We start from the raw sequence: 21,259 nt of genomic DNA on the forward strand, positions 1-21,259 counted from the left end.
CATTGGGCATTGGGCATTGGGCATTGGGCATTGGGCATTGGGCATTGGGCATTGGTCGTTAGTCATCAACAAATGACAAAGGACAAATGACAAATAACAAATAACTAATAACTATAAGGATTCTGCGGTTGAGGAATCTTTTTGAGAGATGTAGCGGCAATGGTAAGTTGGCGTTTACCTGCCAAATTTTCTGTCACCATTTGTCCTTCGACTTCCAGCCACGTATCAGGAGAGTAAGGCTCTTGATTATCTTGTAGTTTGACGGGCAATCCCACAGGGTAAGCATCTGCTGCACAGCAAGTTAAGACAAATCGTGCTAAGAACAAATATTCTTTTCCTATATCCGGGGGGTGGATGACAAATCCCTGCACCTTAACTTTTTGACCTGTATATGTATCTGGTTCTGGATAGACATTCACAGTACGCACCCAGTCTACAAGCGATCGCTCTTCTGGACGAACAGTAGCCCGAAAGGCTTGGGGTTTGACGCGTGTGCTTCCCAATAAATCAGCCGTCACACCTCTTTGGAGTGCTTTGTCACTAGCAAAAACTTGCGGTGTAATGATAAAACCTAGAATCGCTGTAGTCAACAACAAAGCACTACCCCAACCAGGGGGAAATAAACTAATATGCTGAGAGCTTGGTATAACATCACGGCGACGCCGTTGCCAAAGTTCCTGCATCTTTAAGAAACCAATAATGATCAAGCTGATACCAGTCACGACCACAAACCAAATGTAATTTGGGTGAATCAACAGGTTCAGCTTGTTAGTTAGCCAATATCTCAACATTAAAATGCCCCAAGCTGTAATTGCTATAGCATCCAGCCAAGGGAGTAACAGATTTGGGATTTTAGATTTGGGATTTTTATTAGTCATTGGTCATTAGTCATTAATCATTAGTCATTGGTCACTTGTACTGAGCCTTGTCGTTGGCGTAGCCTCTCGTAGAGAAGTATTGGTCATTAGTCGTTAACAAAGGACAAAGGATAAATGACAAATGACAAATAATTTTTTAAAGGACATGCAAGTTAAGGAAAAGAGTGAATACAAATGTCAATTGTGCTGCTAAAGCAAATAAGTAAAAAACGGTTTTGGGTTTAAAAATGGATAACAGTAAACCAATACCTTTGATGTCAATCATGGGCCCAAACACTAGAAATGCCAACAATGAACCACTGCTAAAGGTTGAGGCAAAAGATAGGGCAAAGAAAGAATCGACTGTAGAACAAATTGACACCACTACTGCTAATATCAGCATGACCACAATTGAGGTAATGGGCCCAGCACCCAAACTGAGAATTAATTCACGGGGAGCTAGCACTTGAATAGCAGCAGCGATCGCACTCCCTAAAACCATGATTCCGCCCAGTTCTCGGAATTCTTGGATGCTATTATCCACAACTAGGCGCAGTTTATCTCCAAGCGGTTTATTGGAAGTAGAGTTTGAGGTAGGCGGTACAAAACTAGCATCTATTCGCAGAGGTATACCAGCTTTTCCTCCTAAGATATAAGTCCCAGATTGCAAGATATTCGGTACTGTTGCCTCCTGTTGTACTTCGTAACGTTTACCACGGCGTTTGGTTTCAGGCTGCGCGGGTGGATTAAACTTCATATAACGAGCGATCGCAGGTTGGACTATGGGATTTAAGTCCTTTTGAAAACTGAAAACATACCCGATAATTGTGGCAATTACTAGGGAAAATACGACTCGTAAGACGACTATTTCTGGCTGATCTCGAAATGCTGTCCAAGTTGACCAAATTACAATTGGGTTAATTGTTGGTGCTGCTAGCAAAAAACCAATTGCGACTGGTGTGGGTACTCCCTGAATTAGGAACCGCCGCGCTACTGGTATATTCCCGCACTCACACACCGGAAATAAAAAGCCGATCATACTGCCAACTAAAGCACCCAGCAGTGGATTTTTGGGCATTTTTTCTACTAATTTGCGCTCATCAACAAAAAACAGCAGCAAACTGGAGAATAAAACCCCAAGAAGCAAAAAAGGCATCGCCTCGACTAGCAGACTTAAAAATAGCGTAAAACCATTGTTCAATTGATTCATGGGCGTCGCAGTCAAAAGCGGTTTTGAGTTTTAGGGTTCTGCCTAGTCATTCTATCGAAATGGGGATCAAAAGTAATTCGGGAAAATTAAACATTATTAAGTAGCAAGTTGTCTGAGCTTGCAACTAGGGTTTAATCGCAGCAAACCTTTGATTCAGCCCAAATAGTGATTTTTACCTGAGGGGACTTACTGGTGATCACCATTTCTAAGATTGTCTGAGTTCAGAAATTGTTCCGATTCGAGAGGGTAAGTAACTGTATAGATGATTTGAAATTACCTATGTCTATACTTACAGTAATTTGCTGGATAAGATATTAGCTCGGCTGTATTTTCATCAAGTATTCACACTTATTCAACATTTGGAGTAGGCGTAGCCCGCACTTTGACAAAGCTACTTCTCTGCCAGAGGCTGCGCCAAGGACTGCGCTTAGTACAAGTCAGTGACCATCATAGACATGGCTCTTGGTTCATACCATCATTGATTTTGGCTAGTTCTGGCAAAATTTGATCTGAGCTTTGGTTGATTTTTTACTATAACAACTCTAAAAAGGCAAGACTAAATTTTAGCAAACACGGTAAATGCTGATAAGCAAGTGGGCAAGAATAAATCAAATTATGTTAAGCAATGTAAAAATAAATACGATTACCACCGTTGACTGCTTGCTCCAAAGCTATTAAGGCAGTTTTCGATAGTCTCTCTAGGTAGATCAAACCTCGTTTCCAGGCTGTGGCTGGAAATGCACCTCATCGCGGCTCTGCCGCAAGTCTTGAGGCGGCAGCCCTCTCGGAATGCATTAAGAGTCAGAGACTTCTTTTCGAGATAATCTTTAAAAGCTGCTTCTAGACTAACTTTCACGTTAAGTTGACACGTATCGCTAGAGAACCACTCCCCGTAAGATAATTTATTTTTTGGAATTCCCTGACAAAGCAGGCTATCTAGAACTTATTAATCCATTAGTCCGTATACTGCTTTGCAGGAATTGCAGAATATTAAATAAAAAACTGTAACAAAAACTACAATATTCTTCTTTTTTCAAAAAAAAAAGATAAGCTAAGTACAGATGATATCCGGTTCGTAAAAATACCGTGATTAGGAGAAAATTTTATGATTTCAAAATCCCTGTTGCTGCCAGAACCAGCTTCTCCAGGGCACATATGCCCATTTGATCAAGCATGTAGCTACTTAGAAGCGGCAGCTAAAGAATTAAATTTAAATCAGGGTTTGCTGGAAATTCTCAGCCACCCGCGTAAAGTTGTTACGGTTTCCATTCCCGTGAAACTAGATGATGGGGAAATACAAGTTCTCGCTGGACATCGCGTGCAGCACTCTGATGTTTTAGGCCCCTACAAAGGCGGAATTCGTTACCATCCGGCTGTAACATTACGGGAAGTATCCGCTCTAGCAATGCTGATGACTTGGAAATGTGCCTTGTTAGGTATTCCTTACGGTGGTGCAAAAGGTGGCATTCCCATAGATCCAAAACGCTACAGTGTTGGCGAATTAGAGCGAATCAGCCGCCGTTATATCAGCGAGTTGATTAAAGATATTGGGCCTGCCGTAGATATTCCTGCACCCGATATGGGTACTTCTGCCCGTGAGATGGCTTGGATGATGGACACTTACTCTGTAAATGTCGGTCATGCTGTGCCAGGGGTTGTAACTGGGAAACCGCTTTCTATTGGTGGTTCACTGGGACGAGAAATGGCAACCGGACGTGGTGTGATGATTATTGTGCGTGAGGCGCTGGCAGATCAAGGTAAATCCTTGGCGGGAGTGCGAGTAGCGATTCAGGGTTTCGGTAACGTTGGCAGTGCCGCAGCAGAATTACTATATCAAGCAGGCGCGAAAATCATCGCTGTTTCAACGGGTGCGGGGGGAATATTTTCCGAAGTTGGTCTTGATATTCCTAAGTTGAAAGTCTACGCTGTTGAAAATCGCAAGAGTATTACGGGTTTCCCGGAATCTGTACCAATTAGCAATGCAGATTTATTAACTTTACCCTGCGATGTCTTAATACCAGCAGCTTTAGAAAACCAGATCACTGAAGAAAATGTGAATCAGGTGCAGGCGCAAGTTGTCGCAGAAGCAGCTAACGGGCCCGTTACTCTTGAAGCTAACTTGGCGTTAGAGGCGCGGGGTGTGACAGTGCTACCAGACATTTTGGCTAATGCTGGCGGTGTAGTGGTGAGTTATTTGGAGTGGGTGCAAGGTCTTTCTTACGTATTTTGGGATGAGGAGCGCGTTAACAGAGAAATGGAACATTTGATGGTACATGCCTACCATCGGGTGATTCACCAATCAAAAGTACGGCAAATTTCTTTAAGGTTAGCAGCTTATACACTGGGGGTGGGTAGAGTAGCTCAGGCGCTGACTGACAGAGGTCTTTATCCTTAAATTTTTATACTTAGTTGTTTAGGCGGCAGAATAGATTATTGTCGGCAGTAATTTTACTTGATCCGCCCTAGCTTTTTTTGTTGGGCGATCGCAACAACATGACTAGTAACTCCCACATGGTCTATAGGGTTCACCCTCTATAACGATTACTGCCGCCCTCAATCAGGGTACGCCTATTTAGTATTGAGTGCTGCACTATACCAGCGATTTAGCTCTAGAGGTGAAGGTAAGTTTGTAGACAAACTGCTGTCTGCAATGCGCTATAGTTTGGTGGACATCTTGAAGAACATGCGGAGATTTTATCATGACGGTTGCCACCACGCCCCAGGTTCCTGTTGAAGCCTCAATCCGTCCGGCAGAACCTTGCGTGATCATTATCTTTGGAGCTGCGGGAGATTTAACCAAGCGTCTGCTACTTCCCGCTCTCTACAATCTCAAACAAAGCAATTTGCTGCCGCAGGAATTTGCGATCGTTGGAGTTGCACACAGTCCAATGAGCCAGGACGATTTTCGCAGTAAACTTGCCCAAGACATTCATGAGTTCGCAACGGTTCCCGTAGACGAGCAGCTCTGGCAACCGCTTGAGCAGCGACTGTACTATCTTGCCGGTGAGTTTCAGTCAGATGACACTTACCATCAGTTGCAGGACTTACTCACTCAAGTCGATCAAGACTGTGGCACTCAGGGAAACTATTTGTTTTACCTGGCAACTGCCTCTAACTTATTTTGCGACATCATTACGCAGCTTGGCGCGGCAGGATTAGTGCGTGAAGACAACGATCACTGGCGCCGAGTCATCATTGAGAAACCGTTTGGGCACGACTTGGACTCGGCTCGTACCCTGAATAAATCCATTGGTGCTGTCCTTGAGGAAAAACAGATTTACCGCATTGATCACTACTTGGGCAAAGAGACTGTACAAAACATTCTGGTATTTCGGTTTGGTAATGGCTTGTTTGAACCAATTTGGAATCGTGAACATATTGATCACGTACAGATTACGGTAGCCGAAACGGTTGGAGTCGAAGGCAGAGGCAACTTCTATGAAGGTACAGGCGCAGTGCGGGACATGCTGCAAAACCATCTGTTTCAACTGTTGGCAATGACGGCGATGGAACCGCCGATCTCGTTTTCAGCCGATGAGGTGCGTGATGAAAAATCAAAACTATTGAAGTCCATCGTTCCACTTACTGCTGAAGCTGTGCAAACTCATACTGTACGAGGACAGTATGATGCGGGAACGATCAAGGATACGCAAGTGCCTGCTTATCGATCAGAGCCACGAGTTGCATCAGACTCTACCACTGAAACTTATGCAGCCTTAAAGCTGAACATCGACAACTGGCGCTGGGCAGGGGTGCCATTTTATCTCAGAACCGGCAAGCGTTTGGCTAAACGCGTGACTGAAATTGCAATTCAGTTTAAGCAAGTACCCTCACTATTGTTTCGCCAAACATCGATTGAGCGCCTCACACCTAATTTCTTAACCATCCGCATTCAACCAGACGAAGGAATTCACCTCCAATTTGGTGCAAAAGTGCCTGGTCCTGCCATGAAAATGGATGCAGTGGAAATGGAGTTTTGCTATACTGACCACTTTGGCACGATCCCAAGTACCGGCTATGAAACTTTGCTGTACGACTGCATGATCGGTGATGCAACTTTGTTTCAACGAGCAGACAACGTAGAACTGGGCTGGAGCGTCGTCAGCCCGATTCTAGAGGCTTGGGCAACCACGTTACCTGAAAACTTTCCCAACTACGCAGCAGGCTCATGGGGACCATTGGCAGCAGATGATTTGTTGGTGCGCGATGGTCGGCAGTGGCAGAGAATTAACCCATGATTCTTGCTGGAGATATTGGTGGCATCAATACTCGCTTGGCTTTCTTTGAAGTGAAAGGGAAGTCTCTCAGGGATTTCCAAACAATAAGTTAATCAAAAAAATAGTATATTGAACTTACCTGTTAGGTCGCATAGAACAAGGGGCTTAAACCCCTTGTCTGATCAAGCTGATATTATTGTCAAAGATACTTAAACGTACCTTACGATTCATTAGAAGGTGCAGCAGCATGAATCAGGTCTGGCTCATCCTTAGCAGGAGGACGCTCAATAGTTTGAGCCGATGTGGGACGTTGATGGCGTAGTTTACCGCCGCAGGCATCGCGAGTTTGTAATTGCACAGGTTGACCCGTCTCAATTGACTGGTAAAGCGCTTGAATGATACTAACATCAATCAACCCTTCCGTTCCAGATGGCTCTGGGTTTTTATCTTGCAGAATACAATCAGAAAAGTAGATAAATTCAGCCGCTAGTTGATCATGATCTTCAAAAGTACGCTCTTGGGTTTCACCATTAATTGTCAGGTAATGCTTTAGTTCTCCCTGCCAAGCATAGGCAGATTCTACTCGTAAATCACCTTGAGTACCTACAATCTGATAGGTCGAAACATTTGCCCCTCCAAAGCTACAGGTAAATGTTGCCAATTGCTCATTAGGGAAACGCAAGATGACGCTAGTCATTTCTTCCACTTCACTGAAGCGTTCTTCTCCCTTATTGGCAGCTACAGCAAATACTTGAATTGGTTCATCTTGCAATAGATAACGCGCAGCATTAATGCAATAGATGCCAGTATCATAGAGCGTACCACCACCTGTGACATCTCGTAAACGAATATTGCCTTCTTCTACTTGCTGAGTAAAAACCGAGTTGAAAATTCGAGGTTCACCAATTTGCTTTGATCTGACAATTTCCACTGCTTGTAAATTAGCTTCTTCTAAATGTAAGCGGTAGGCAATCATCAGCTTCACATTGTTGTCATTGGCAGCTTTAATCATTGCCTCACACTCTTGTTCAGTTGTTGCCATTGGCTTCTCACATAACACATGAATTGCCTGATTAGCAGCCCGTACACTATAGTCGCAATGCAAGTGATTGGGCAGCGCAATATAAACTGCATCAACCTCGCCGCTTGTTAGACAGTCCTCATACTCATCGTAGGAGTAAGTATGTTTAATGCCATACTTTTTGCTCAGTTCTTCGCTTTTAGTGGGATCATCTGAAACCAGTGCGACTAATTCCGAGTTTTCGGCGTTAGCAAAAGAAGGTAAGGCAGCTTCTTGGGCAAACCAACCTAAACCAACAACAGCGTAACGAATTTTGCGCTGATCATTTGTAGCAGTCATTTTTATACTCTCTAATCAAAGAATAGTTTGGTAATTTTCATGCACTAATTACGTGCAAGTTATGTTTCTGCTAAAAGCTTCTCAACTATTCTCTAGGATTTGGGAAATGAAAACCTCATTCTTTGAGTAAGCTTTAATTTAGACTTAAGGAATATTTCTGGTATTGCATCTTAAATAAAATTCATAACCCCAGCATGAGGGATGCTTAGTATGTAGCATTAGCGGCCCAAAGTTACGACCAAAACCTTAAACGCCAGTTGAAGATCCTCACGCAGTACAGTACTAAATTGCTCTTACACCTTATATCGTTTCACTTTATGAAACTTTTAGTGGTATAAGTCCTGAACACAACTAAGTTTTGCTTGTATTTGATATTACAACAAAAATGCTAAACAGATACTTAGTATATATGGCAATCGACCTCCACGAACAGGGATTATTGCTTCTGCGTCAAGCGCTTGATAACTCCACAGCAGACTTTCGCCCTGGACAATGGGAAGCTATTCAAGAATTACTCAAGGAGCGATCGCTCAAAACTTCCCATTAATATATTTTCTGTTGCACTTCTTGGCTCTTTAGAACAAATTTTAGATGAAAACTGGTTTCCTGAATATAACCACAATCATCACCGTAAAGTCAATTAGAATAGACACTTAACTTGTGCTGACCAAAGAAAGAATCATAATCCTTTTCTAACGATGAAGCATTACCCACGATTCCCATGACTATGAGTCATGTAGCGATCGCTCTCACGTATTTCACTTCAACTCGAAATCATTGCGATCGCCTAAAATAATCGGGTTATCGAGAGTGCGATCGCACTAGTTGAGCAATTATTAGAACGTGGATGAATGCTCTCTCAAGCTATGTGATCGCACCCAATTAACAAAATGCAATGTCTAACAGTAAGCTATGCGCTCACCCAAAATCATCGTGTAATTAAGAGTGCGATCGCTTCACCTAGATCCCCGACTTCTTGAAGAAGTCGGGGATCTGAATGACGTGTAGTGGAAAGTGCAATCGCCCAAAATCATAGTGTTACTGATTAAACGCATCTAATCTTGCAGATTTCTCAATTAAATGCCAATCATCAGGACGCTTCCGTTCGCGAAGAATATAAGCACAGTGTTCACCGGCTCGCTTGTAATAATGCGGACTGTTAATTTTTCCTTCTGCATCATTTTAGGAGTTTGGCTAGTATATGGTGAAACCAATAATCCAATCTGCAACTCAAACCTTATACGACCAAGATTATTACCTGTGGCTGAGGACAACTATAAACCAACTTCGCACTGGACAGTTTTCTATTGTTGATTTAGATAATTTGTTAGAAGAATTAGAAACTATAGGTAAAAGGGAGAAGCGAACAATTGAAAGTTTATAAATTAAGCTTCTTGAACATCTACTAAAACTCAAGTGTTGGGAGAAAGAACGAGAACGTAATCAAGGACATTGGAAAGGAGAAATCAGGACTTTTCGCAGAGACATTAAAAAAGCTCTGAAAGATAGTCCTAGCTTAAAACCTTACATTTTAGAAATATTTGATGAATGTTATCAAGATGCAAGGACAGAAGTAAGCGATGCCTACGGCGGTAAACTACGCTCTCAACTTTACATTGACATATTCCCCTCTATACCCATTGGTTCTTTAGAACAAATTTTAGATGAAAACTGGTTTCCTGAATATAACCACAATCATTAAGGTAAAGCCGATTAAAATAGATACTTAACTTGGGCTTCCATAGGAGTTATCCAGCCGTGCAGCCGGATTTAATAGGCTTGGAAATTAGCAAGGGGGAACTGAGACGTTTAACTGGGTTCGATCCAGAAGACGTTTTTAGACCTTCTGTTCTGCGAGATAGCAAAAAGCGATTAGGGTTTTTGATCAATGAAATGTTGGTTATGCTGGCACTAACCCCGATAATTGTTGGCTTTATCTACGCGTTTATTATTTTGCCGACAATTGGTTCTTCAATTAAATTCGGAATTCTTTTACTAATTTTAGTGCCAATCCCGATATTAGTGGGGCGAGCGCTCTGGCGACAATTAACCTGTCCCGAAGGACTGACAATACTTTTAGACGAAGTTGATAAATATCATGACCTGATCCATGCCATAGATATTAATGATCAATTAGCAGCATCAGGAAACGTAGAAAGCAGTATCCATGACCGAGATCAAGTCACCGCCGCCCTGCAACTGATTCGAGAAGATTTAGTCCGCGCTCTGAAAACGGAACGAATTTTGCGAGATAATAAAAAATTGCTTGCTAATAACCAAGAGTTATTTGTGAATAATTTAGCCAGTCTGCAAGCTTTACAACTTAGTAGTCAAGCAGGCGAATATGCTCAACTGCTAAATCAATCATTGCAAATTGCGATCGATGTGCAAGCAGAAATCCGAAAATTACACAAAGGCTGAGTGGATGTTTGTCAAGCTTGGGCGACTAGAAGTCGCACGCCAGGTGCTCATGGGGGAAACCCCCAAGATCGCACTGGCTTGGCTACACAGACAAAACCTGCCTCCGCAGGTTAGAAAACCCTTGATTTTGTATTAGTCCACGCAGGTGGACTTTGCTTGTGTAGTAGCGACTTCTAGTCGCCTAATACTTTCCAAAAAACGATCGCCCCGTTGACTTAAATGAGCAACAAACCGAAAATAATTGTCCTGGATGATGATCCTACAGGTTCTCAAACAGTCCATAGCTGCTTGCTGCTAATGCACTGGGATGTGGACACTTTACGCATCGGGTTGCAGGATGATTCGCCGATTTTCTTTGTCCTGACTAACACTAGATCCTTAACACCAGAGTCAGCTGCATCTGTCACCACAGAAGTTTGCCAAAACCTGAAAATCGCCTTGGATGCTGAAGGGATTGACGATTTTCTGATTGTCAGCCGTTCTGATTCTACCTTGCGGGGACATTATCCCATTGAAACTGATGCGATCGCTCAAGAACTTGGCCCCTTTGATGCTCATTTTCTCGTACCAGCATTTTTTGAGGGCGGACGCATCACTCGCGACAGTGTGCATTATTTAATTATTGGCGGTGTACCCACCCCAGTCCATGAAACTGAATTTGCCCGTGATTCAGTCTTCAGCTACCATCACAGTTACTTACCCAAGTATGTCGAAGAAAAGACTCAAGGACGAATTAGTGCCGATGCTGTAGAAAGGTTTCTCCTGGCCGATATTCGGGCTGGTAGTTTGTCACGCTTGTTACAACTTAATGGTAATAAGTGCGCTGTTGTAGATGGTGAAACTCAATCTGATCTCAACCGCTTTGCAGTAGACATATTAGCAGCAGCAAGTCAAGGGAAACGCTTTCTGTTTCGCAGTGCAGCAAGTATTTTAACCGCTTTAGCCGCTTTACCACCCCAACCCATTGCCGCCGAAAACATGGCGCAGTACGTGCGGCAAGGTAAACCAGGTGCGGTGATTGTTGGTTCCCATGTGAAAAAGACTACTGAGCAATTAGAGGCGCTGTTGCAAGTAGAAGGAACTGTGGGAATCGAAGTGAATGTAGCGCGGTTACTTGAAGATCAGGCAAATCAATCTGCGGCACTGCTAAATGAAATCAAAGAAAGTACACGAGCGGTACACGAGGCTGGTAAAACACCAGTGGTTTATACTAGCCGTCAGGAACTGAGTTTTAAAGATGTCAAGACACGATTGGAGTTTGGGACAATAGTTTCAGGTTTATTGATGGATATTGTGCGGAGTTTACCATCTGATATCGGATTCTTAATCAGCAAGGGTGGTATTACCTCTAATGATGTTTTAAGTACTGGACTCGCTTTAACTTCAGCCCGCTTACTCGGTCAAATTTTAGCTGGTTGTTCAATGGTATTAACGCCATCCGATCATCCCCAGTTTCCTAATTTGCCTGTGGTGCTGTTTCCAGGTAATGTCGGGGAAGCTGATGCCTTGGGGATCATTTATCAGAGGTTGACTAAAACAATCCTAAGTAACGAGTCTTGAGTTTTGAGTAAAAATGTTAATAATTTTGAATTACTTAGTACTTTACTTGTGTAAATACCAATTTGAACAAAGATTGTGAGAGATGCGTTAATGTATCCCTTTGGGCAAGCAAGCTAGGCACAACGTCTCTACTATTTCACAATCCAAAATGGTATAAGGATGTTGTTGCATTTTGCAACTGATCTAATATTAGTAATTATTCGGTGTGTCCCTTGTCCTTTCGCTAGTACTGCATGACTTCTGATTCTGCGATTCCCAATCTAAAGTCAAATTCTGCACTTCCTAATGCAGACCCAAACTCTATCCTTTCTGAGCTAGAGGTAAATTCTACGGTTTCTGATGTAGAGTCAGATTCTATCCCCCCGGATGCGGAGTTAAATTCTGTCCTGCTTTATTTAAAATCAAATACTGTTCTTGCTCCTGTAGAGTCAAATCCTACTGACCCAGATGTAGAGTCAAATACTGATGCGGCATCAGATTTTATCCTTACTGATTTAAATCCCGATCAGTCAGCATTACCAGGGCATCGCGTAAATGAGAATACTCAAGTCCAGTTAAAAAGTAAGGAAGGGCGACTGTTATTAATTTTGCCTCCAGAATCTCAAGTATCTGCCTCAGAACTCAGTTGGTCGGATATTTGGCAACAAATAAAACAGCGTCTGAATGCAGGCGAGCGCTTCCGTATATCTAATACACCTGTGCATTTGATGGCACAAGACCGCTTAGTAGATGCCAGACAACTGCAAGAACTTGGGGAAGCTTTGAGTGAAGTCGAACTCCGGCTAATATCTGTCTCGACAAGTCGTCGTCAAACTGCGATCGCAGCCGTCACATCCGGGTATTCTGTAGAACAACTCCAGCCCGTAAGTTCTCTTATTTCAGAGCCAACAGCTACAGCCATACCCCAGGCAGATGCCCTCTATCTGGAAATGACAGTCCGTTCTGGAGTAGAAATTCGTCATCCTGGGACAGTAATTCTCTTGGGAGATTTAAATCCAGGTGGTATTGTAATTGCAGATGGAGATATTATCATCTGGGGCCGTCTACGTGGAATTGCTCATGCTGGGGCTGGAGGCAATAGTGAGTGTCTGATTATGGCCTTACAAATGGAACCAACCCAATTGCGGATCGCAGATGCTGTAGCTAGGGCACCAGAAAAGTTACCGATGCAATTTTCTCCAGAAGTGGCACATATTACGCCCCAAGGGATTCGCATCGCTAGGGCTAGTGATTTTTCCAGAAACCAATTTACTAAGATCAATCAGTAGCCCTGAATATTGACTTAAAACATCAAGGATACAAAGGATGAAATATAGCAGTTTTCACTTGGATGCAATACACTACTCTAATCCCTAACCTCTTTCCCCTAGCGAAGTGTATTGCACACAACCGAGCGTAGACGCTTCTTCGGCTTGTCGTCAGACATCGCGATCAAAAAATATTCATACCTCGCCCGAACCAGGGAGATCAGATATTTCTTCATACTTGATCCGATACTTGATACTTTATACTGCAATTTACTGTTTTATATTTCCTGAACCCTCATTGACCGCATTTCTATCATGACTCGCATTATTGTGATTACCTCCGGCAAAGGAGGAGTGGGTAAAACCACAGTTTCAGCAAATCTGGGCATGGCTTTAGCCAAAATTGGGCGTCAAGTTGCCTTGGTTGATGCGGATTTTGGTCTGAGAAATTTGGATTTGCTGCTAGGGCTAGAAAACCGTATCGTCTATACTGCGGTGGAAGTCTTGGCCAGAGAGTGCCGCTTAGAACAAGCCTTGGTGAAAGATAAGCGCCAACCCAATCTCGTACTCCTGCCGGCAGCCCAAAATCGCTCCAAAGATGCAGTCACACCTGAACAGATGAAGCTATTGGTGAATGCACTAGCGCAAAAGTATCAGTACGTAATCATCGATAGCCCCGCCGGGATTGAAAATGGGTTTAAAAATGCGATCGGCCCGGCAAAAGAAGCGCTAATTGTCAGCACGCCAGAAATTTCGTCAGTTCGTGATGCTGACCGGGTAGTGGGGTTACTAGAAGCACAAGGTATCAAGCGTGTTCATTTAATAATTAACCGCATTAGACCCGCAATGGTGAAAGCAAATGATATGATGTCAGTGCAAGATGTTCAGGAACTTCTCGCCATTCCCCTAATCGGGGTAATCCCTGACGACGAGCGTGTTATTGTATCTACCAATCGCGGCGAACCCTTAGTGTTAGCGGAAAATCCCTCTTTAGCAGCCATAGCCTTTGAAAACATTGCTCGTAGATTAGAAGGGGAAAGTGTCGAATTTATGGAGATCGACTCGTCCCAAGACAGCATCTTCGCCCGTCTACGAAGGTTGTTGTGGACAAAGATTGTTTAACTTATTTTCCAGTCTCCGCCCCAGACCTATTCCTAATGATTGAACTTCTAGAACGACTTTTTTCTCGCGGTCCTGATAGCAGTCGAACTCAAGTGAAACGTCGCCTGCAATTGGTGATTGCTCACGATCGCGCTGACTTAGATCCTCAAACGTTGGAAAAAATGCGGCAAGAAATCTTAGATGTAGTCTGTCGCTATGTCGAAATTGAGACAGAGGGCTTGGAGTTCTCCTTAGAAAGCAACCAACGAACCACAGCTTTAATTGCTAATTTGCCCATCCGCCGGGTGAAAGGTGTCATACCTGAGTGGGAAAGGGGTGATAAATAAGTGTTTATTTTCTAGCAGTTTCCGCAAGTCATTATCACTCTTCTAATTAGCTGAGTATTTATGCAAAATTAAATATACATTGTGAGTGTACCGAAACCAAGTAATCACAAGGGTTTGAGATTACTTAGTTTTCTTGGCAATGACATGAATATTTTTGTATACTTACTTATAACTCAGTCGCTAGGATTTTGAGAGGAGCTTGTCAGCAGGTAGATCTTTTTAGAGTGTTGGAAGTGTTAGGCGATGCCTACGGCGGCAAGCTACGCAAAACTAAATAATGCTACTTAATATTTTGGGATAATTAATAGTTAATAATGATAACGAGCTTGTAAAAAATTTATTTCATCATCTTTTACAAGATATACAATTCTATGTTCTTGTGTTAAACGGCGAGACCAAGTATTAGGATCTAAATATTTTAAAGGTTCGGGCTTACCTTTCCCCTCAAAAGGATCTCGGCAAGTCTCTTTGACAAGATCCAAAACTTTAAGGGTAACTCGTTGATCATTTTCCACCCAAAATTTTAAGTCTTCTAAAAATTCAGGTTGAAATACTGTTTTTCTTTGCTTTGGAGTTGCTGGAATTTCTTCTTTTGATTGGTTTTTGAGGTTCTTCTTTTTGGTCAAATCCTAATTCCTTACTAAGCTCATCCAAGCTTTGAGATTTCACAACTCCTGATTTAGCTCGATTTAAAGCTGTTAGCAAACGTTCAGCGTTACGGGGAGAACGTAAAAGATGAGCAGTTTCTAGGATACTAGAAAGTTCATCAAGAGGTATTAAAGCTACATTTTCACCATTACGACGTGTAATGATTACAAAATCGCGTTCTGAAGTAACTTTCTGGCACAGTTCAGCCAGCTTTTCTCGTGCTTGTGTGTAAGTATAGCTAGCCAAAACCATAAGTATCAAAAGTTCCGTTTTTACTTGTAAATTGAATTAAGTACATTCTCGCTTAACCTGTACATCAAGTCTGTACAGGTTGATGCTTTTATCGTAACATAACAGAAATTGATAAAGTAAAATTTTCAAAAAACCTGGTCAAGCAATTCTGACTAATTAGGGTCAAAAGTATTGTAGGCTATGGATTACAGCGTCTACAGTCTAAGCTAGACTTTCTCCATTTTTTGGCAACGCTTAACCTGACGTTGAAACCTTTGTGGGACGGTAGTTTTACTTTTTAGATGGCAAGATACCCACCCCACAAGAATCATTCCTATTTTATGCAAGACAAAAAAAAATCCCGTTGTTGCCAGTGACAACAACGGGAGAATGTAAGATTTTTAATAAACTATCGGTAGGCTACTTGTGGGCCTGCCCAAATTTCTGTAATCTTTTTACCAAAGGTAATCGGCTGATCATTATTTGTTGTAGTAACAGTCTTGCCATCATTAGCAACTTGTATTAGTGGCCAGTTTTCTTCGCCCAATTCACCCGCACGAAATAGCACATGATCCGGTTGGCTTTTACTCCAACCTAACAATACGGCAATTTTTTCATGTTCTTCCTCATGAGTAGGAGCAACTGTGTTGGTATGATTTTTTTGCCGATCCCAAATCACTGCACTATCTGTGGAATCACCTGTGTTAAATATACCTTGAAACTTGCGTGCTAAGAAGCGATCGCCTTTTTGCGACCAGCTAACTGGAACTAGTACCCCAATTTGACCGTTGGTATCAGTTTCTTGTGACGACATCTCCTTTACAGCCTTTACCTTTAATAAAGGATCGCTAACAGCAGTAGTCGAAGCCATCACCCACAACTTTTTGGTTTGCATATCTTGGACAAACATAACGCTGGTGACACGGCTGTTGTACATTTGGGGTTTTACTTCTAGTTGCACCCGGCTATAAACAGCATATTTACCATCTGGAGAAACCACGGGTATGCTGCGGTAGTGACGCACTCCCGAACCACCCTTGGAACTAATAGCTTCTTGAGTCGCTGTGATCCATTTCCAAGGAATAGGATGAGGACTGCCTATGGGATCTATTTGTTCTGCTTGGGGTTCATTACGTGGTTCAGCAACAGGTATTTCCGTCGTTGTGGTTGGTTGTGATTCTCTTTGAGTTGCTGTCAATGATTCAGTAAAAGACTTTTCTCTCGAAACAGAGTTTTCTTGTCCTTTCAAAGACTTGACATTAGCAGCTTTAAGTTTTCGGATTAAATTAAGTTGACTAACAGGAACATCTGTTAATGGTGCGAGTTCAACTGCTGCCAAAGGATCAGGAACAGTTAAATTGCTGTCTGACACAGAACTATCTGTTTCAGCCAAAGACTCAATTTTATCCGTTGGTAATACTTGCGGTTCCTGGACAGCAGCACTTTGTGTTGGCACAGAGTCAAATTCTTCTGTTAACGAGTTGATTTGATCTGTTTTTAATATTTTAGGTATCTCAGGTTCCCTAACTACAGCTATTTCCTTTGATACAGAGTCAGACTCTCCAGTTATAGAAGTTACTTTAGCTACTTTGGATCTGACTGGGATTGAGTGACCCGATGCTCCTAACAAGGGTGCGATAAGTATCACAGCGACAACGTAATTGAAAAATGGTTGCGTGCGGAACCATCCTGACAGCAAAAAGGGTTTAAGCATTTGTAGACTCTCTAGAAGGGGCGGTTGCTATGTCTGAAGCAATACCTATGCAGCAATGGGGCAGCCAGTAGTTATATGTATAACAAGAAACTAAAAACTTTGACGAAATATTTTCTTCAAAGTTTGCAGACAGTTACAAAAATTAAGTATCATCGTCTACACCTTTTATTACTCAGGTACTGAATATTTTTTTGCCAAAATATGTGAGTATAGTAGATATGCTGATCACTCAGTAATTACTACACGATATATAATGTTGCTGTTGCTATACCGAACTACACCAAAAACAGGTATTAGTCGAGCAATATTCAAGGTATAGCTTGGGCTAATAAAGCTGGCAACCAAGAGTGAAATGACTCAGTTATTGGGGAGCGTACTAACGATCGCTAGTACGCAGCAAACAAGTCAGATTACACACTAGATATAACAGCCTAAACCCTAATAATGGTAAACGTGAGGCGTTATGTGAATAAGCTCTAAAAGCCGACGCATAATACATCATACTCAGAAAATACTGCTGTCAGCAACTCCAATTTAGAAATTGCGATCTAAACTACAAAAAATAGCTAAAAGACGCAATAGTTTTTTAGAAACCCGACTGCATTTAACGCCAATTTGGGCAAAATCAACAGGAACACAACAAAATTTACTCGGTAGATGCTCTAGCGGCTCGTAACGAGACACCACTAAACGATTAGGATCACTAAAGGCAAATGCAGTTAATACTACCTATTACACTTGTGAACTTAACTATTAAGTTAATCAAGCAGCCTTTGGTTTCACCAATACGAAATGATTATACCACCAAATAGCCGATATTATTTACAAAAAACTTTGCTTTGCAATTGCCGTCCAGAATATAGTAGTCTCCTAAATCCTGGCTTGGTGAATTCTATTTCAATATGCAACTTAGATGTTGTCAGTTATCAGGGGCGCACTTACTATTAATTAATGACTAACGACTAACAACGATTTATTAATGAAAATTGTATTCTTTGGTACACCACAGTTTGCTGTGCCCACGTTGGAAAAGTTATTGAATCATTCAGAATTTGAGGTGTTAGCAGTTGTCACCCAACCAGATAAACGCCGGGAACGCGGAAATAAACTTACGCCCTCACCTGTAAAAGCGATCGCTACTGCTCACAACTTACCAGTATGGCAACCCGAACGGGTGAAAAAAGACACTAAAACTTTAACCGAACTCAAACAATCAAACGCAGACGTGTTTGTTGTTGTTGCTTATGGACAGATTTTATCGTCAAAAATTCTAAATATGCCAAAGTTGGCCTGCATTAATGTGCATGGCTCGATTTTACCCAAATATCGGGGTGCAGCGCCGATTCAGTGGTGTTTATATAACGGTGAGAAGGAAACGGGGATCACGACCATGTTAATGGATGTGGGGATGGATACTGGGGCAATGCTACAAATAGCCACTACACCGATTGGATTACTGGATAATGCCCAAGATTTAGCCGACAGACTAGCTGCGATCGGTGGGGATTTATTGGTAGAAACTCTATTGAAGTTGGAACGTAAAGAAATTCAACCAATTCCCCAAGATAATTTAGCAGCTACTTATGCACCTCTGATTCAAAAACAAGATTATGCTTTGGATTGGTCAAAAAGTGCTATCCAATTACACAATCAAATTAGAGGCTTTTACCCTAACTGCACGGCTACCTTTCGTAACAACCTGCTGAAAATCACCACTTCTGCTCCCCTTGGTTCTGTAGGCGATCGCGATCTACCACCAGAATTACAAGAATTAGTACATAAATGGCCTGATTTGTCAAATATATCAAACAGACCGGGAGTTGTAGTGAGCATTGCCAAAGGAATTGGGGCGATCGTCCAAACTGGGGAAGGTTTTTTGCTGTTGCGAGAGGTTCAGCTAGCTGGTAAACGTCCCCAGTCGGGATGGGATTTTGTTAATGGTACCCGCTTAACTGTGGGAGAAGTTTTTGGTGCGGGGAGTTGAGGGGTTGTCAATTTTGGATTTTGGATTTTGGATTTTGGATTAAAGGAAAAATTCAAAATTAAATTACTGCCGATTTTGGATTGAAGGAAAAATCTAAAATCTAAAATCTAAAATCCAAAATTAAACGGCTTCTAACTTTTCATAAAAGCGGCAAGATTTGCAAGGGCCATCTGGGTTGACTGCACAGCGAATAATTTCTGAATGAGCATTGTAGCAGCAGGTGGCATCACCGATTACCCAACGTCCTGCTACCAAACTTTTCTCAGATGGTCGTTTTGCAGACTGCACGTAAATAGCAATATTATGCAAACGGTAATGTCCTGCTTTAAGTTGGTATCTGTGGCGGCGCTCTAAAACCGCATAGGTTTTACCTTGAAAATCGAGATAGTTTCCGGGTTGGGGTGTCCAATCAAGTTGCACTCTACCGAGAGACTCACGCGGATGCGTCAAAATCACCTCGGTTTGTAAAGAGTCTGGCTCCATAAGCTTATGTAATTTGATTTACGTTATTAAGGATGGTATAGCAATAGCTTTCTTTAGCTTACCGAATTTAGATTACAATTAATGACTAACTAGATTTGGGAGAACTATACATACAGTTGGGATGACAGCTCTGGTACCCTATAGATTACGGCAACCAAAAGTCAGGGAGGATAGATTTGCCCAAGTCGCGCCAGGTTTGGTTGAGCGATCGCGCCACTTGTATATGCACTTCATCTTCTTCTACAGCTAAAATCTCAGATGGCTGACCTGATCCCAAATAACACACCACCAAATTCGCCGCCTCCAAACCGGTAACATAAGCCTTTTCCTGTGACCAGGAACCATGACGGTTCACAATCCAATCCCCACTCATAAACACATTCTCAAAACTTGTCTTAGCGGGCAACATATAACGATAGCTACCAGGTGCAAAATGAGTCACCGCCTGATGTAGCCGAATTACACTGCTATCAATTACCTTTGCCTCTCGAAACGCTGGCACACAAGTTGCTAAATAACCCTGGACTATTGGTAAAATCTCCTGATCACTTAAACTGAGAAACTGATTCGCGTGATAAAAATCGGCTTCAATTACCGTTCCCGGCTCATTTTGATATTCATCATGTAGAGCATTCAAATCAAAAAATGTCCAACCTGTAGTTGCGTCGAATCCAAAACAAGCATTGGAAGGACGAGGAATATCAATTTTGCGGTCAAACCATAGTCGTGTTGCTAAAACATCAATTGCTCCTAAATTGCTCAAATTACGGAATTCTTCACGACTTTGTAAACTAGGGCTAGTTGAGACAATTTTTTTCATCCCCGTGATCCCAACCGCAAAAATCACGGCATCTGCATCAAATACTTCTTCACCGCAAACTACACCCTTGGCTCGATGATCACTATCAACAATTAAGTCTGTAACCCGTCGTTTGGGCAACACTCGCACACCAGCTTTTTCGATCCGTTCCACCCAAGGACGAAATATCTTTTCTCCAACAGTTCCCCGACACCAAACTACATCAAAATCTGGTTGATGAGCCAGAATAAAAAAGTAAAGCATTCCTAAAGTTGCTGCGGCTGAACATTGTTCCCCAGGGGCAAACAAGCCCACTAATAACATTGGTTCAAAAGCCTCGCGGTAAAGCCGTGCAGAAACGTTAAAGTCTTTGAACAATTGACGAGCAGTTACAAAGTCATAACGCCGCCAAGCTGCATCAGAATTGTCAAAATCAACAACAGCATAAAGTAAAGGCAGGGCGCTGAGGCGGTCAATTAGTGGCAGTCGTTTAAACTGAGTATAGAGAAAAGTTCCTAGTGGAGAGGGGAGTCGCGGTAATTCTTGAAAAATCGGTGATTCAACTTCCAAACCTGCTGGCGAATATTGCCAAGAACGAGTCCAAGTAGTAAAAGGATTAATTTCTAATTCATTGATTAGGGAAAAAATATTTTTGTAAGGATACCAGAAGCCATGAATACCAGCTTCAACAGATTTTCCGGCGGCTGTTTGCCAACCTGCCACCAATCCACCAGGATAGGGGCCTGCTTCTAGAAGTGTCACATCATAGCCTTGTTTTGCCAAATGGTAGGTTGCTCCTAAACCAGCCCAACCAGCACCTACAACTACCACCCGTTTTTGTTGTAACCCTTCTATCATCACAGCCTCCAATTGTTGCAGTCCATCAACTAATGTATACGAACTTGTGTTCTGATCAGGCGACGGGTTGTTATTATAGCGGTTTTACTTTGGATGCAATAGGCGCTTTGGTAGCACAGCTGTCATGCGTGTTAACTTAACATTAAAAGGGCTAATGGAATTCCCCTAGCTCTGACGAAAGATTAAGTGAAAGAGTTCAGTAAATATCACTTGCGGTTAATG

General features: G+C 42.3%; 17 protein-coding genes and 1 pseudogene. 10 read left to right on the plus strand and 8 right to left on the minus strand.

Going from position 1 to position 21,259, the window contains the following annotated elements; translation table 11 throughout:
• Window positions 1–104: 104 nt before the first annotated feature.
• Window positions 105–878, minus strand: a complete 774-nt coding sequence (locus PUQ00_RS18210) for a TIGR03943 family protein (protein ID WP_300419165.1) — start codon at window positions 876–878, stop codon at window positions 105–107.
• 136 nt (window positions 879–1,014) lie between these two features.
• A complete protein-coding gene (locus PUQ00_RS18215; RefSeq protein ID WP_300419167.1) occupies window positions 1,015–2,067 on the minus strand; it encodes a permease in 1,053 nt (350 codons plus the stop codon).
• Window positions 2,068–3,172: 1,105 nt separating this feature from the next.
• On the opposite strand from PUQ00_RS18215, the gene PUQ00_RS18220 reads away from it, so the two are divergent.
• Together PUQ00_RS18220 and zwf are read left to right on the plus strand one after the other, a co-directional pair.
• Complete coding sequence (locus PUQ00_RS18220; RefSeq protein ID WP_300419169.1) at window positions 3,173–4,462, plus strand: Glu/Leu/Phe/Val dehydrogenase; 1,290 nt, start codon at window positions 3,173–3,175, stop codon at window positions 4,460–4,462.
• A gap of 304 nt (window positions 4,463–4,766) precedes the next feature.
• Window positions 4,767–6,305, plus strand: coding sequence for a glucose-6-phosphate dehydrogenase (gene zwf, locus PUQ00_RS18225; RefSeq protein ID WP_300419171.1), 1,539 nt, complete (start codon window positions 4,767–4,769; stop codon window positions 6,303–6,305).
• Between the two features lie 199 nt (window positions 6,306–6,504).
• On the opposite strand, the gene PUQ00_RS18230 is transcribed toward zwf, so the two are convergent.
• Window positions 6,505–7,644 carry a Gfo/Idh/MocA family oxidoreductase gene (locus PUQ00_RS18230; protein WP_300419173.1) on the minus strand — a complete coding sequence of 380 codons (1,140 nt, stop codon included), beginning with the start codon at window positions 7,642–7,644 and terminating at the stop codon, window positions 6,505–6,507.
• Window positions 7,645–8,053: 409 nt separating this feature from the next.
• On the opposite strand from PUQ00_RS18230, the gene PUQ00_RS18235 reads away from it, so the two are divergent.
• The 7 genes and pseudogenes from PUQ00_RS18235 (at window position 8,054) to minE (ending at window position 14,320) form a co-directional block, all read left to right on the plus strand.
• On the plus strand, window positions 8,054–8,191 hold the full coding sequence (locus PUQ00_RS18235; RefSeq protein WP_300419174.1) for a hypothetical protein: 138 nt from the start codon (window positions 8,054–8,056) through the stop codon (window positions 8,189–8,191).
• A 654-nt stretch (window positions 8,192–8,845) separates the two neighbouring features.
• A pseudogene (locus tag PUQ00_RS18240) lies at window positions 8,846–9,346 on the plus strand (DUF29 domain-containing protein).
• Window positions 9,347–9,402: 56 nt separating this feature from the next.
• Window positions 9,403–10,065: a hypothetical protein gene (locus PUQ00_RS18245; RefSeq protein ID WP_300419176.1), complete on the plus strand. Its 663-nt coding sequence runs from the start codon at window positions 9,403–9,405 to the stop codon at window positions 10,063–10,065.
• Between the two features lie 219 nt (window positions 10,066–10,284).
• Entirely contained in the window at window positions 10,285–11,625 is a 1,341-nt protein-coding gene (locus PUQ00_RS18250; protein ID WP_300419178.1) for a four-carbon acid sugar kinase family protein, read from the plus strand.
• Window positions 11,626–11,858: 233 nt separating this feature from the next.
• The gene (gene minC / locus PUQ00_RS18255) at window positions 11,859–12,893 is read left to right on the plus strand and encodes a septum site-determining protein MinC (protein ID WP_300419180.1); all 1,035 of its coding nucleotides are present in this window, start codon (window positions 11,859–11,861) and stop codon (window positions 12,891–12,893) included.
• Between the two features lie 294 nt (window positions 12,894–13,187).
• Window positions 13,188–13,994 carry a septum site-determining protein MinD gene (gene minD / locus PUQ00_RS18260; protein WP_300419182.1) on the plus strand — a complete coding sequence of 269 codons (807 nt, stop codon included), beginning with the start codon at window positions 13,188–13,190 and terminating at the stop codon, window positions 13,992–13,994.
• A gap of 35 nt (window positions 13,995–14,029) precedes the next feature.
• A complete protein-coding gene (minE, locus tag PUQ00_RS18265) occupies window positions 14,030–14,320 on the plus strand; it encodes a cell division topological specificity factor MinE (protein ID WP_292771853.1) in 291 nt (96 codons plus the stop codon).
• Between the two features lie 308 nt (window positions 14,321–14,628).
• Here the strand turns inward: minE and PUQ00_RS18270 are convergent, their stop codons facing one another.
• The 3 genes from PUQ00_RS18270 to PUQ00_RS18280 all read right to left on the minus strand — a co-directional run bounded on the left by PUQ00_RS18270 (window position 14,629) and on the right by PUQ00_RS18280 (window position 16,913).
• On the minus strand, window positions 14,629–14,835 hold the full coding sequence (locus tag PUQ00_RS18270; protein WP_334739900.1) for a Txe/YoeB family addiction module toxin: 207 nt from the start codon (window positions 14,833–14,835) through the stop codon (window positions 14,629–14,631).
• A 25-nt stretch (window positions 14,836–14,860) separates the two neighbouring features.
• The gene (locus tag PUQ00_RS18275) at window positions 14,861–15,220 is read right to left on the minus strand and encodes a type II toxin-antitoxin system Phd/YefM family antitoxin (RefSeq protein WP_300419186.1); all 360 of its coding nucleotides are present in this window, start codon (window positions 15,218–15,220) and stop codon (window positions 14,861–14,863) included.
• Between the two features lie 388 nt (window positions 15,221–15,608).
• Window positions 15,609–16,913 (minus strand): hypothetical protein, encoded by a 1,305-nt coding sequence (locus PUQ00_RS18280; protein WP_300419188.1) that lies wholly within the window; start codon window positions 16,911–16,913, stop codon window positions 15,609–15,611.
• 979 nt (window positions 16,914–17,892) lie between these two features.
• Here PUQ00_RS18280 and fmt point away from each other — a divergent pair.
• Window positions 17,893–18,897 (plus strand): methionyl-tRNA formyltransferase, encoded by a 1,005-nt coding sequence (gene fmt, locus PUQ00_RS18285; RefSeq protein ID WP_300419190.1) that lies wholly within the window; start codon window positions 17,893–17,895, stop codon window positions 18,895–18,897.
• Between the two features lie 120 nt (window positions 18,898–19,017).
• On the opposite strand, the gene PUQ00_RS18290 is transcribed toward fmt, so the two are convergent.
• Window positions 19,018–19,380 carry a DUF6464 family protein gene (locus tag PUQ00_RS18290; RefSeq protein ID WP_300419192.1) on the minus strand — a complete coding sequence of 121 codons (363 nt, stop codon included), beginning with the start codon at window positions 19,378–19,380 and terminating at the stop codon, window positions 19,018–19,020.
• A 145-nt stretch (window positions 19,381–19,525) separates the two neighbouring features.
• The gene (locus tag PUQ00_RS18295) at window positions 19,526–21,037 is read right to left on the minus strand and encodes an FAD-dependent oxidoreductase (protein WP_334739896.1); all 1,512 of its coding nucleotides are present in this window, start codon (window positions 21,035–21,037) and stop codon (window positions 19,526–19,528) included.
• Between the last annotated feature and the right edge of the window lie 222 nt (window positions 21,038–21,259).

It is taken from the genome of Nostoc sp. S13, assembly GCF_029379315.1.
In the GTDB taxonomy this organism is placed as follows: domain Bacteria; phylum Cyanobacteriota; class Cyanobacteriia; order Cyanobacteriales; family Nostocaceae; genus Nostoc.